The sequence below is a fragment of the Gordonibacter massiliensis (ex Traore et al. 2017) genome (genome assembly GCF_019731765.1).
Classification (GTDB): domain Bacteria; phylum Actinomycetota; class Coriobacteriia; order Coriobacteriales; family Eggerthellaceae; genus Gordonibacter; species Gordonibacter massiliensis.
The window spans coordinates 18,084-30,899 of sequence record NZ_JAASIO010000021.1; the positions used below are offsets into that span (position 1 = coordinate 18,084).

The window sequence follows — 12,816 nt, forward strand, 5'->3', positions numbered from 1 at the left end:
CCCCTAACGGATGCCGGGCGAACCTGCTTTCCGCGCCGTTGTTTGACGGGGTGTTCCGGTTGTCGATTTTTCCTTCCGATTGCCCTTCTCGCTTATCAACGTGAGGTTGAAGCGCCATACTGTGCTTCGACAAGTTACCGCATGGGGATGCGTAAACGACGGCGAAGGCGCTTGGCGGGCACGGTTCCCGTCGCCGTCGCACGGTACGGCGAGCGAAGGGGATGGGCATGAACCCGCTTTTCGACAAGGCGATCGCATTCGTTTCCGAGACGGTGCGGCTGTTCTACTCCGGCAAGGACATCGAGCGCGTGGTCGCTCGCTTCACGGATGATTTCTCCTGGATCGGCGCCGGCGAGGTGGAGTTCTCCACCGATTCGGCCGCCATCGCATCGTATTTGGTGGAACGCGCGCCGCTCGCGCCGCCCTGCGAGGTGTTCGACGAGGAATTCCACCTGGTGAACGTAGGGGATCGGTCCTGCACGGTCATGGGGCGCTACCATGTGCGCACGGGTGCCGATTCGGGGCTCGTGCTCGAGGAGTTCCAACGCTGCTCTTACGAGCTGGTCGACGCGGACGGCGAGTTCAAGATCCGCCACGTCCACGTTTCCAACCCGTACCAGGCCATGAAGGACGAAGCCTACTTCCCGTTCGAGGCGGGACGGCAAAGCTACGAGTACCTGCAGCAGCTCGTGCGCGAGAAGACCGAGACCATCGATCTGATCACCGCCAACGTGAACGGCGGCCTCAAGGTCAGCGAGGAGCGCGAGCCCTACGGCCTCGTGTACGTCAACGAGGGCCTTGCGCGCATGCTGGGCTATTCGGTGGACGAGTTCATGCGCATGAGCGGCGGAACGGCGGCCGGCGTCGTACACGAGACCGACCGCGAGCGCGCGCTCGCGGACGTGAGGCGCTGCTTCTCGCAGGGGTCCACGTACGAGACCGAGTACCGCGTTCGCAAGAAAAGCGGCGAGCTGGTGTGGATACTGGACTCGGGGCGCAAGATGGAGACGGCCGACGGGTCGGTGAAGATCAGCAGCCTGCTCATGGACATCACGTCGCGCAAGAAGGCCGAGCACGCGCTGCTGTTGGAGCAGGAGCGCTACCGCATCGCTCTGCGCAGCGTGACCGACGTTCTGTTCGAGTACGACATCGTGGAGGACGTTCTCGTGGAGTTCGAACGCGGCCTGGAAAGCGCCGACGACGTTCCTCCCGACGAGCGGCGCTACCCGCACTACACCGCGTCGGGCAGCTCGGGCCGCATCCATCCGGACGATTTCGGCCGTTTGGCGGAGGCGCTGAGCACCGGGTGCTCCACGACGATGGAGGTGCGCCACCTGCTGCCCGAGCGCGCGCCCGGATGGCGCTGGATCCGCCTGCACGCCCTCATGCTGCGCGACGCCGAGGGCAGACCCGTGCGCACCATCGGCAGCTGGAGGGACGTGACCGAGGAGCGCCGGCGCCTCGAGGAGCTCGAGGACCAGGCGCGGCGCGACCCTCTGACGAAGCTGTTCAACCAGGGGATGGCGAGCGATCTGGTGGAGCGGGAGCTTCCCGCGTGCGCCGAGCGCGGCACGGGCGCGCTCTTCGTGGTCGACGTGGACGACTTCAAGGCCGTCAACGACACGTACGGGCATCTGGCCGGCGACGATTTGCTCGTCTGCGTGGCGAGATCGCTCATGGAGACGCTGGGCGAAGAGGAGGGGTTTGCGGCGCGCATAGGCGGCGACGAGTTCGTGGCTTTCCTCCCCAACGTCGACGCGGCGCAAGCGCACGAGGCGGGGGCGAGGCTCAACAGCGCCTCCGCCGGCCTGCAGGTTTCGGGACGTCCGGTCACGCTCAGCGTGGGCGCGGCGCTGGCGGGTGCCGACGGGGGCGACTACGAGAGCCTCTTCGCTGCGGCGGATCGGGCGCTCTACGAGGCCAAGCGCCGAGGCAAGGACCGCATGCTCTTCGCAGACGGAAGCGCGTAGCCGCCTGCGCCGCGGGGCTGGGCCTCCTTACGAGGCGCCCGAGGTCCGGTCGTTCGAGCGGCTTTCGACTGAGGGCTCGGCGTTCGAGGCCGGATAGAAGCCCTCTTTGTGCAAACGGTACCACTCCCGCACGTCGTCGTCCGGTTTCGCCTCGAGCAAGGAGAGCACGGCGCAGGCGAACTCGAGCGTGCCCGCGCCGTTCGCGGTGACGACGCCGCGGTCGGCCACGGCCTGCTCCTCGCGAAACAGCGCGTCGCCGCGATAGTGCGGCGCGCACTGCTTCAAGTACTCAAGCGTGTTGCCGGTGTGGGCGCGCTCGTCCAGGAGGCCATGCTCGGCCAGGAAGCTGGCGGCGTTGCAGATGCCGCCCACCGCCGCGCCGCTGTCGAGGGCTTCTTCCACCAGGGGCAGCACGGCGTCGTTGCTCCCGTCGAGCCACACGTTGCCTCCGATGAGCAGCAGCGCGGCGAAATCGTGCGGGTGGTCGGCCACCGTGCAGTCGGGCACGACGCGCAGGCCTCCCATCGACCGCACCGGTTCGCCGTCGAGCCCGACGGTGCGCACCCGGTAGCGCGCGCTGCCGTTGAGCTCGGTGCACACGTAGGCGCTCTCCCAGTCGGCGAAGCCCTCGAACACGAACACGAGCACGTCTTTCTTTTCTTCAGTCATGGTTCCAACTTCCCTTCGTTGCGGTATGCGCTTGCGGGAAGCATGGTACGGGAGGGAACATGACAACAGGGTGTCATGTTCCTTGAGATATTTCTTGGGAAACATCCGAATAGGTTTCTCGACCGGGCCGGGCCCGGGCGCTCTATTCGGCGGGCGCCCAGCCGCCTTCGGAGCCTTGTCCGTGCCGCAGGCGCTCCGCCTCGATTGCCAACGGGGGCGGGGACACCACGCGCACGCGGTCTCCGAGGTGGGCTGCGAGGCGCGCCGCCCAGGCGAGGTCGAGCACGCGCAGGCGCACCTCGCCCTCGGCATCGTCCGGGGCCCGGTGGAGGAATTGGGCGTCGATCTTGTCGGTGAGCGCGAACTCGTCGGAAGCCCGGTAAGCGAGCACCACGTCGTGGGCCGCGGGGTCGCCGTCGGAGGCGGGGAGGATGTCCGCACCGAAGCTGGCGAAGTCGAGGGGCGGGGGCGTTCGCGGTTCGAACGTGTCCTCCAGTATTTCGAGCGATGCCATGCGCTTCAGCTTGAACAGGCGAAACGCATCGCGCTCGCGGCACAAGGCGTACAGGTACCACGAAGGGTGCTTGTAGACGAGCTTGCACGGTTCCACGACGCGCACCCTGCGCCCCGTGCGCGACACGTAGTCGAACCGCGCGCAGCGCCGCGTGCGGACGGCGTCGCGCAACCGTTCGAACTTGCCGTGTTCCACGTCGTCGGCGAACCACGAGGACAGGTCGATCACGAGTTCGCTTCCCTCGAAAGCCTCGGCGGGGGGAAGGGGGACGAGCTTCGCGGCCAACGCGGCCAGCTCGTCGTCGTCTTGCATGCTGCGCAGGCCGTCGAGAGCGGCGTGGAGGTTCTGCGCGTCGCTCTCGGTGAGCAGGCTGCGGCGCACCCGGTACCCCTCCGCCACGCCCACGCCGCCGCCTGCGCCGGGGAACGTGACCACGGGCACGCCCGCGCGGTTGAGCGTCTCCAAATCGCGAGCGATAGTGCGCTTCGACACCTCGAACCGCTCGGCCAGCTGTCCGATGGTCGTGCGCCCGCCGTCCGCGAGCGCGCACATAAGGCCCACGAGCCGTTCCGTCTTCATGGCACCCCTTCCCTCTGTCGCGTTTGCTCGATTATCGGCTAAAAGACGGTCGAAGTCACGATTGCGTTGGCGATCGCGCTTTCGCTACACGCGTGCCGGCGGGGGAGTCGCCCTTTGGATCGAGCCCCACGCGGTCTTTCGGCGGCGGGGTCGCGGGGCTGGGCTACGCCGGCTCGGCCGTGGCGCGCAGGCTGAACGTCAGGGGGAACTTGTCGGCGTTGCCGGGGAGTTCGTAGAGGCCTTTCTCGGGGGAGAGCGCGAGGCCGCCCGAATCGAAGAAGTTTTCGGGGAACTCGTTGAACGCGTCGATGCGCAGGCCGGCCCCGATGAGGGCGTTCAGGATGTCCGACACGGTGTGCATCCAGAAGTACGCCTTGATGCCCCGTTTTACGTCCGAGGCGTAGCCCCCGATGCAGTCGTCCACGTCCGGCTCTTTCCCGAAGTAGGGGTAGGCCAGGTCGTACTCGCCGCGCCCCAGCTTGGCCTCGTCGAAGGCCAGGTAGAAGGGATGGGAATCGAACACGTAGAGGAGGCCCCCGTCCGCGAGCAGCCGGCGCACGCCGCGCGCCCAAGCGTTCAGGTCGGGGAGCCAGCCCAGCACGCCCTCGGAGGTGAACGCGACGTCGTAGGCGCCGTTCAGGCTGGCGGGCAGGTCGCACACGTCGGCTTCGACGAAATCGACGTTGCCGTATCCGAAGTCGGCGGCCAGCCTCGTCGCGCAGCGCACGTTCTCGGAGGCCAGGTCCACGCCCGTGACCCAGGCGGCGGTGTCGGCCAGGGCGAGCGTGTCGAAGCCCACGTTGCATTGAAGGTGCGCCACGCGCTTGCCGGACAGGTCGCCCAGCTCCCTGCGTATGTGGACGTTCAGGCGGTTGCCCCCGTCCTCGATGCGCTTCTTGTAGTGGCGGTAATGGTCTTCCGCCAGCGTGCCCCACGCGTGCTTGTTGCTCTCGATCTCATCCATGTGCTGGCCCTTCGCTCGGTTGCTCGGCTAGGGTCGGTCTTTCCCCAGCTTGCCCATGATAGCGCGGTTGAGGGCCTCCTGCTTCGTGCCTGCGTAGGTTTTGGTGTTGGCCAGCAGATCGTCGCAGAACGCCGCCACGTCCTCGCCGGTCACCTCCAGCACGCCCTTGCCGTCGGCGGCGCCCTGCTCGAACAGGTCCACGAGGTCGGCCAGCACCACGGTCATGTCCATGCCGTCGCCGGCCACGTGGCTCCACATATAATGCTGTATCTTGTCGTACACGTAGCGGTAGTCCTCGGGCAGCGCGCGCACGCGCTCCATGGCCTCGCGGTACTCGCGCTTCTCCTGCGCGACCTTCTTGAAATAAGCGACCGGGTTCTTCATCGGCTCTCCTTCAGCTCGTTGATCTTCGATGCGACGAACTCCCATCTTGTCCAGAAACGCCGCAGCTCCTCGCGGCCCGCGTCGTTGAGCGCGTAGAACTTGCGCGGCGGGCCCACCTCCGACGGTTTCTTGCACGTGTCCACCAGCCGGTTCTTCTCCAGGCGCAGCAGGATGGCGTACACCGTGCCCTCTACCACGTCGGCGAAGCCCAGCGCGTTCAGCTTGCGCGTGATCTCGTAGCCGTACGTTTCCTCGCGGCCGATGATCTCGAGCACGCAGCCCTCGAGCACGCCTTTCAGCATCTCGGTGAGGTTGTCCATCGCGGCTTCTTTCGGTTTGTCGGCGCAGTCGGTATCTAGTGATGCTTAGTACCGGTACATAGTAACACAGAATAGTAGAATGGCAAGCCCTGCTGGGCGGGAGGGCGAGGGAGCGGCGGGCCCCTGTCGTGCAGGAGGGGTTGCCCGAGGCGACGAAGGCTTGCCAAGCACGAATTGACGGTTATGAACGATTTCTGCGTCGAAAAATTCGGTGTTGTCGGCATAATCCCAGGTGGCATTTTCTCCGGTTCGAAAAAATCGTTCATAACCGTCAATCTGTGCTTGCCTTTATTGAGTCCGCTGTTAAACCAGCATCGACATGCACCTGGTCGGGTTGTCATCCTGAGCGGAGGAGGCGTGAGCCGCCGGAGCCGAAGGATCCCGTGTGGCGACAGCAGCAAGCGCTTTCGGTTGGCACCGCACGGGATCCTTCGGCTCGCTCCGCTCGCTCAGGATGACAACGCGCTGGCCTGCGGAATGTCAATGTTGGTTTAACAGCGGATTATCGAGCAGAGAGCTTGCTTCCTAGAGAGCTTGCTTCCTTGATCTAGGGTGCCGGGATGCGCTGCTGCACAACGTGCCGAAGTGGTTGACGGGCGATCGGGGAAGTCAACCAATGCTCGCTTGCGTCAACCAGATGGGTTCCTCATACTGGTAAAAACGGCCAAAACGGAAGGGGCGCGGCATGAACGACATCAACCTGGGCGCGACCATCGCGCGCGAGCGGCGCGCCGTCGGCGTGACGCAAGGCGAGCTGGCGGCCCATCTGGGCGTGACGAAGGCCGCCGTTTCGAAGTGGGAGCTCGGCCAGAGCATGCCCGACGTGGCGCAGCTGCCGCGCATCGCCTCCTATTTCGGCCTCACGCTGGACGAGCTGTTCGACTACCGGCCGCAGCTGACCGAGGACGAGGTGCGGAAGGTGTACGTGGAGCTGTGCGACCTGTTCGCCGAGAACCCCGACGCCGCCTACGCGCGCATGGACGATCTAGTGCGCGATTACGGTTCGTGCTGGGACCTGCTACTGCAGATGGCGGCGTTGTGCATGCAACGGGCGCTATCCGAGCCCGATCGCGTCGACGAGCTGATGGGCCGTGCACGCGAATTGGCCGAGCGCGTGGAGGCGCGCTCCGACGACGTGGAGTTGGTTCGGTCGGCGCGGGTCACCCGCGCGATGGCGGAGTGCCAGCGGGGCGAGCTGGACGACGCCATCGCCCTTCTGGAAAGCGTGAAGCCCGCGCGCCCGCTGGGCGTGGAGGCCGCGCTGGCGGGGATGCACCAGATGAAGGGCGAGCGCGAGGCGTGCCTGAAGCTGTGCCAGGAGTCCCTGTTCTGGGGCGAGATGAGCGTCATGCAGAGCATCGCCACGCAGCTGCCGCTGTACGAGGACGAGCCGGCGCACCTCGCCGCGCTGCTGCGCGCCGCGGAAGGCGTATTGGAGGGCTTCGCGCTGGAAAGCCGGCAACCGATGGAGGCGGCCACGTTCTATGGCGGCGCGGCCACGGCGTGTTTGCACGCGGGCGACGAGGAGGGGGCGGCGACGTATCTGGAGCGGCTGGCGAAGCTGCTCGAGCGCCACGACGGCGAGAGCCTGCTGTTCCCCCGTCCCTCCGTGCTCTACGACCTCGTGCCCGATTCGGCAACGGTGGATCCCGACCTCAAGCGGGTGGCGGGCGGCCTGTTCGGCGCCTTCGACATGAAGGAGCAGTGCAAGCTGGCCGTGACGCGAAACGCGGCTTGGGCCGCGCGTGCCGACGACCCGCGCTTCAAGCCGCTGCTCGACCGTCTGGCCGCGGCGTAAGGCGGCCTCCTGCGACGTGCGGGCCGTTCGGACACTTCTGCTATGATGATCGCAAACATGAAAGGGAGGCCCGATGGGGCGCGTGTTCGGCAATCCGGTGCTCGTGCAGTCGATCAAGCAGGTGGCTGGCCTCATGGCCATGGCCGTGAGGTACGACAACAAGCTTCCGGATAAGGATACGAGCGCGTCGCGGGGGCTGTACGCCCTGCCGTTCTCGGGAGCGTGGACGGTGCTCAACGGAGGCGTCGACGAGGAGACGTCGCATTCGTGGGACGTGTACACCCAGCGTTACGCCTACGACTTCGTCATCCTCGACGACGAGGGGCGCAGCTGCCCGTCGGACGCCGATCCCGCCGATCCCGCGGCGTACTACTGCTACGGGCGGGAGGTCCTCGCGCCCGCTGACGGCGTGGTGGCCGAGTCGCACGAGGGCTGTCCGGATGCGCGTATCGCGCTCGACGGCAAGATCGGCTGCGGCGGGGACGACATCCGCGGCAACTACGTGCTGATCGAGCATGCGGGCGGCGAGTTCTCGTGCCTGTGCCACCTCAAGGCGGGCAGCGTCGCCGTGCGTGCGGGCGACCGCGTGGCGCGCGGCCAAGCGGTCGGGCAGTGCGGCAGCTCCGGCAACAGCTCGGAGCCGCATCTGCACTTCCACGTGCAGCTGGGCACGAGCCTCTTCACCGCGCCCGGCGTGCCCATCCGCTTCGAAGGCGTGCAGGCGCGTCCGGCTCCCAACTACGCCGCCGCCGATCCGCGTTCCGTGCCCGCCGGCGCCTACGACCTGTTCCCGCCCTTCCTCACCCGCGGCCTGCGCGTGGAGGCCGCAGGCGAGGCATACGATGGCGCAGTCGCGGCGGCATTCCTTCGGAACTAGCCTTCCTGCGGCAGCTTGTCCTGCACGGCGGCGGGCAGGTCGTCGTAGGCGACTTCTTCCCAGCCGATCACGCCGCGCAGGGGCTTCGTCTCCAAGTCGAGGTACGCGCCTTCGCGCAGCTCGCGCGACGTTTGGAACGCGATCTCCGAATGCGCGCCGTCTGCGGCGACGCCGTCCAGGCGGTACTCGTGCTCCATGCCCGCGTGTGGCTCGATGGCGGCGACGCGGGCGTTGTCCACCTTGACGTAGACGTGGCCGCTCTCGCCGTAGAACGCCCATCCTGCAACCGCGACCAGCGCGACGACCGCCGCCAGCGCGATTCCCAACCCGATGAATGCCTTCGCCTTGCCCATGCGAGGCTCCTTTTCGCATCGTTGCTTTCCTGCGACGAGACGCTCGTCGCGCCTGCGTCGCCTTCGCGTTCGAGTCTACGCGGCCTGCCTTGCAGGGCGCTTGGCGCCAGCTTGCGATTGCCTTACGGCTTGCGGGGCGCGGTTCGTGCCGGTTGACCGGCGCCCCGGTAAGTCAACCGCTGCTCCCTTGCGTCAAGCGGCGGTCGTCTCCATACTGGAACGAACGGGTTCGATCGGACGGCGAAGGAGCGAGCATGGGCGATAAGGAGGCGAAGGGCCGGGCGGCGGCGTTGCGCGCGGAGGGGCTCGCGTTTCGGTACGCGCGCATCGACGTGTGGCGCGACGTGTCGTTCTCCCTCGAACCGGGAGAGGTCGCCTTCCTCACCGGGTCGAACGGTTCGGGAAAGTCCACGTTGCTGCGCTGCCTGGCGGGTTGGAGCGCGACCGAGGGGGAAGTGGAGCTGTTCGGCCGCCCGTTCGACGGCGCGGACCGCGCTGTGCGGCGGCGGGTGGCCTTCGTGCCCGACGTGCCGTCGTTCTACGACGACCTGACCGCCGTCGAGCACCTCCGCTTCGTGCTGGCCGCGAACCGCGCGGCCGACGCCGCCCCCGAGGCCGAGCGGCTGCTGGGGCTGCTCGGGTTGGCGGCGCACGGCGACCAGTTCCCGTCGTCGTACTCGCGCGGCATGCGCCAGAAGCTCGCGCTCGTGCTGGCGCTTGCGGCGAAGCCCGACCTGCTGCTGCTCGACGAGCCCTACGGGCCGCTCGACCCGGAGGCGTCGAAGCGCCTGAGCGCCCTTCTGAGCGAGGCGCGCGCCGGCGGCGCGGCGGTGCTCGCGAGCTGTCACCACGACGTGCCCGACTTGGAGCCCGACCTGCTGCTGCATCTGGACGGCGGCCGCCTGCGCGCGTCGCGGCCCCGCAGGGCGGGCGAGCGCGAGAGGGGTTGAGCGGCCGTGGGCGACGTTCGGTTGCTTCTTTGGCTGCGCGTGCGGCACGCGCGGACGTTCCTCGTGCGGGCGATGCGCATCGTGGGCACCGACATCCAAAACGACCGCGGCCTGGGCGAGCGCGCCTACCAGCTGTACGCGGCCGCCGCGCTGCTGGTCGTGTGCGTGCTCATGTGGTTCTGGGCGATCGACACCGTGGAGGGCGCGTTCGCCGCGCTGGGGCCCGCAGTGGCCGCAGCGCTCGTCCCGTTCGCCCTGGCGGTGCCGGCGGCCGTGTTCGCCGCCGTCGCTTTCAGCGGGCTGCGCGCCTCGCCGCTCAAGTTCTCGCATCCGGACGTCGCCTACCTCGCGGGCAGCTCCGTGCGCTCGGCCGCGCTCGCGGGCACGGCCTTCGCCGCGTCGGCGCTGGCGGGAGGCGTGTTCGCCGCGCTCGTGGGCTACCTGCTGGGCGCGGGGATGGCCGCGGCCCTAGGCGCGTTCGCCAGCCCGTTGGCCACCGCCTGCTGCGCGGCCCTAGCGGTTGCGGCTGCGATCGGGGGAGGATGGCTGGTCGGCTTGGCGCGCCTCGCCCTCCCGCGCGCGGTGCGCCGGCGCCGTGCGGGGCTCGCGGCGCTCGCGCTCGCAACGGCGATCGTCGCGGGGTTGGCCGGCGCCTTGTCCGTCGCGGCCGCGCCCCTCGCGCTGGCTGAGCCCGGATTCGCCGCGTTCGCCTGCGCGGGCGCGGTCGTCCTCGTTGGCGCGGAGTCGGTCGGCCTCGCGCTGCTCGCGCGCCGCGCCGACATCGTGCGCGCGGTGGAGGACAGCTCGCTGTACGCCGACCTGCAGCCCTTCGGGCCGTTCTCGCCGCTGGACCCCACGGTGGTGGCCGACTACCGGCGCCGCTGCAAGCTGGCGCGCCGCGGCCCGCGTCTGCGGCTGCCCGCTGCGACGGGCCCCGGCGCCCTGCTGGCCCGCTCGGCGCTCACGATCGTGCGGCAGCATGAGGGGGTTCCCGACCTGCTCATGCTGGGCATCGTGGTGACGCCGTTCGGCGTGGTGGCGCTCACGGGAGCCCTCGGTCCCGTCGGGCTGCTGTTCTGGCTGGCGCTGCTGGTCGCCGCGCCGCAGGGCCGCCGCGAGGCCACCCGCGCCTTCCGCGACGACATGCGGGTCCGCCTTGTGCGCGACCGGCTTCCGTTCGACACGCTGGCCCTGCTGGCGCTGGACTCGCTGCCGGCGTTCGCCTTGGTCGCGCTGCTGTCGTGCGCCGTCGTGCCGTTCGCGATTCCCGCGGGCGCGTCGATGGGAGCCTCCCTCGCGCTTGCCGCGCTGCTGAACGCCGCCACGCTGCTCAGCTGCGGTTTGGACGCGGTGCGCCTGGGCGCGGGCGGGCTCCGGCCGTGGAGCGAGGGTGCGCTTGTCGCGCTCGCGGTGACGTGCGGGGCCCTGTCGTTCGCGCCTTCGCCCTGGCTGGCGGTCGCGGGCGCGGCGTTCGTGTGCCTGGTGGTGGCGTGGATGATCCGCGGCGGCGCCGAGCGTGCGCGATAAAGGGTTTTCAACTCATATATTTCACCAGGTCAACTTAGTAAAATGTTGTCGAAACTCCATGGTCTGTTCGCTTGCGGCGGCTGCCTCTTTATGCGAACATACGTTCCTCTAAGGAATGCGCGGCGCTCACGGTTGGAAGGCGGCGCGCTGGGAGGTGCGGAAAGCGGGCGATGTCGTGGAGGAAGCGGAGCGGATGGCGGCGAAGGGCGCGGGACCGGCGGCCTGCATGCTGGAGGACGGCCTGCTCGAGGAGCGCAACCGACGGCGCGTGATCTTCCACTCGGACATGAACGCGTTCTACGCGAGCGCCGAGCAGGCCGAGCGGCCGGAGCTGCGCGGGGTGCCGCTCGTGGTGGGCGGACACGAGGAGCGCCGCCACGGCATCGTGTTGGCGAAGAGCGCGCAGGCGAAGGCGGCCGGCGTCGTGACGGGCGAGGCGCTGTGGCAGGCGCGCGAGAAATGCCCCGGCCTCGTGGTGGTCACGCCGCGCTACGACGTGTACCAGAAGTACTCGCGCCTGGCGCGCCGGATATACTACCAGTACACCGACCTCGTGGAGCCGTTCGGCCTCGACGAGGCGTGGCTCGACCTCACGGGCACGCTCGCGCTGTCCAGCCGCAGCGCGCTCGACGTGGCCCGCGAGATCAGCCAGCGCGTGAAGGACGAGCTGGGCTGCACGGTGTCCATCGGCGTGTCGTGGAACAAGGTGTTCGCCAAGTTCGGCAGCGACTACCGCAAGCCCGACGCCGTCACCGTCGTCGCGCCGGACAACTACCGCGATATCGTGTGGCCGGCTCCGGTGGGCGACCTTCTGTACGTGGGCTCCGCCACGCGCGCGAAGCTGCACTCGTCGGGCATCGACACCGTGGGCGATCTGGCCTGCGCGTCGCCCGAGCTGCTGCGCCGGCGGCTGGGGAAGGTGGGCGGCATGCTGCGCACGTTCGCGCGCGGCGAGGACGCCACGCCGGTGAAGCCCTTCGACATGGCCCGGAACGAGGTGGACCGCACCGTGAAGAGTTTCGGCAACGGTCTGACCGCGCCGCACGACATCGCCTGCGAGGCCGACGCGCGGGCGCTCATCTGGCTGTTGGCGGAATCGGTGGCGCAGCGGCTGCGCGAGGCGCGGTTCCGCGCCCGCACGGTGTCCGTCGGCGTGCGCGACGCGGCCGACCTGTCCGGCTACGGGCGGCAGGTCACGCTGCCGCGCGCGACGAACGTGACGGGGCACATCGCGCGGGCGGCGTGGGACCTGCTCGTGGCGAACGAGCCGCTCGACGACACGCGGCCTTTGCGCGGCTTGCACGTGCGCGCCTCGAACCTTGAGCCCGTGGACGCGCCCCAGCAGCTGGAACTGGCCTTCGACCCGCGGCGGCGCGCGCTGGAGGATTTGGACGAGGCGGTGGACGAGCTGCGCCGCCGCTTCGGCAACACGTGCATCCAGCGCGGCACGGAGCTTCTGGACGAGAGCCTGCTGGATTTGGACGTCAAGCGCGACAACGTGGTGCACCCGGTGGGGTGGTTCTAGGTTCCGGCGCCACGGCTGCTCTCGCTGGCTTGCCGCGCCAACCGGGGCGGTGTCAGGCGCCCAAGGCGTCAACGCGCGAAAATCGCCGGAATGTTGCATCCGATTGGTTGCTGCGCGATCTTGGCAGACTGCGACCTGCGCAAACGCACGTGGATTCGCGCGTCGTGGGGCGAGAAGAGGCCGTTGCGAGCATTTCGTGGACCCGGTGCGCAACATTCCGGCGGTTTTCGTGCGAAAAGCGGGTTTTCCACTGTTGAACCAACATTGCCATGCACCCGGCCGGGTTGTCATCCCAGACACCGGCTAGGCTGTCATCCTGAGCATGCAACAGTCCAGCGGACTGTTGCACTCCCGAGCACGCGGAGCGGGCGCAGGGAGGCATCGCG

At 68.5% G+C, this 12,816-nt stretch carries 12 protein-coding genes; 6 read left to right on the forward strand and 6 right to left on the reverse strand.

Annotated features, from left to right (window positions below; translation table 11 throughout):
• Positions 1-227: 227 nt before the first annotated feature.
• Positions 228-1,970: a diguanylate cyclase domain-containing protein gene (locus tag HCH03_RS15935; RefSeq protein ID WP_221690287.1), complete on the forward strand. Its 1,743-nt coding sequence runs from the start codon at positions 228-230 to the stop codon at positions 1,968-1,970.
• Between the two features lie 27 nt (positions 1,971-1,997).
• Here the strand turns inward: HCH03_RS15935 and HCH03_RS15940 are convergent, their stop codons facing one another.
• The 5 genes from HCH03_RS15940 to HCH03_RS15960 form a co-directional block, all read right to left on the reverse strand.
• Complete coding sequence (locus HCH03_RS15940) at positions 1,998-2,639, reverse strand: type 1 glutamine amidotransferase family protein (RefSeq protein ID WP_221690288.1); 642 nt, start codon at positions 2,637-2,639, stop codon at positions 1,998-2,000.
• A gap of 142 nt (positions 2,640-2,781) precedes the next feature.
• Positions 2,782-3,732: a helix-turn-helix transcriptional regulator gene (locus HCH03_RS15945; RefSeq protein WP_221690289.1), complete on the reverse strand. Its 951-nt coding sequence runs from the start codon at positions 3,730-3,732 to the stop codon at positions 2,782-2,784.
• Between the two features lie 163 nt (positions 3,733-3,895).
• Complete coding sequence (locus HCH03_RS15950) at positions 3,896-4,696, reverse strand: class I SAM-dependent methyltransferase (protein ID WP_221690290.1); 801 nt, start codon at positions 4,694-4,696, stop codon at positions 3,896-3,898.
• 27 nt (positions 4,697-4,723) lie between these two features.
• Positions 4,724-5,080 carry a DUF1048 domain-containing protein gene (locus HCH03_RS15955; RefSeq protein WP_185905192.1) on the reverse strand — a complete coding sequence of 119 codons (357 nt, stop codon included), beginning with the start codon at positions 5,078-5,080 and terminating at the stop codon, positions 4,724-4,726.
• Positions 5,077-5,400: a PadR family transcriptional regulator gene (locus HCH03_RS15960; RefSeq protein WP_221690291.1), complete on the reverse strand. Its 324-nt coding sequence runs from the start codon at positions 5,398-5,400 to the stop codon at positions 5,077-5,079. Before HCH03_RS15960 ends, HCH03_RS15955 begins: the two co-directional genes overlap by 4 nt.
• Before the next feature lie 685 nt (positions 5,401-6,085).
• On the opposite strand from HCH03_RS15960, the gene HCH03_RS15965 reads away from it, so the two are divergent.
• On the forward strand, positions 6,086-7,198 hold the full coding sequence (locus HCH03_RS15965) for a helix-turn-helix domain-containing protein (RefSeq protein ID WP_221690292.1): 1,113 nt from the start codon (positions 6,086-6,088) through the stop codon (positions 7,196-7,198).
• A 73-nt stretch (positions 7,199-7,271) separates the two neighbouring features.
• Positions 7,272-8,075, forward strand: coding sequence for a M23 family metallopeptidase (locus HCH03_RS15970; protein WP_221690293.1), 804 nt, complete (start codon positions 7,272-7,274; stop codon positions 8,073-8,075).
• On the opposite strand, the gene HCH03_RS15975 is transcribed toward HCH03_RS15970, so the two are convergent.
• Positions 8,072-8,428, reverse strand: a complete 357-nt coding sequence (locus HCH03_RS15975; RefSeq protein WP_221690294.1) for a YxeA family protein — start codon at positions 8,426-8,428, stop codon at positions 8,072-8,074. The two genes, HCH03_RS15970 and HCH03_RS15975, sit on opposite strands and share 4 nt — an antisense overlap.
• 254 nt (positions 8,429-8,682) lie before the next feature.
• Between HCH03_RS15975 and HCH03_RS15980 the strand changes: the two genes are divergently transcribed.
• From HCH03_RS15980 to HCH03_RS15990, 3 genes are all read left to right on the forward strand, one after another.
• Positions 8,683-9,378: an ABC transporter ATP-binding protein gene (locus HCH03_RS15980; protein WP_221690295.1), complete on the forward strand. Its 696-nt coding sequence runs from the start codon at positions 8,683-8,685 to the stop codon at positions 9,376-9,378.
• A 6-nt stretch (positions 9,379-9,384) separates the two neighbouring features.
• Entirely contained in the window at positions 9,385-10,905 is a 1,521-nt protein-coding gene (locus HCH03_RS15985; protein ID WP_221690296.1) for a hypothetical protein, read from the forward strand.
• Between the two features lie 193 nt (positions 10,906-11,098).
• Complete coding sequence (locus HCH03_RS15990; protein ID WP_221690297.1) at positions 11,099-12,430, forward strand: DNA polymerase Y family protein; 1,332 nt, start codon at positions 11,099-11,101, stop codon at positions 12,428-12,430.
• Positions 12,431-12,816 lie beyond the last annotated feature (386 nt).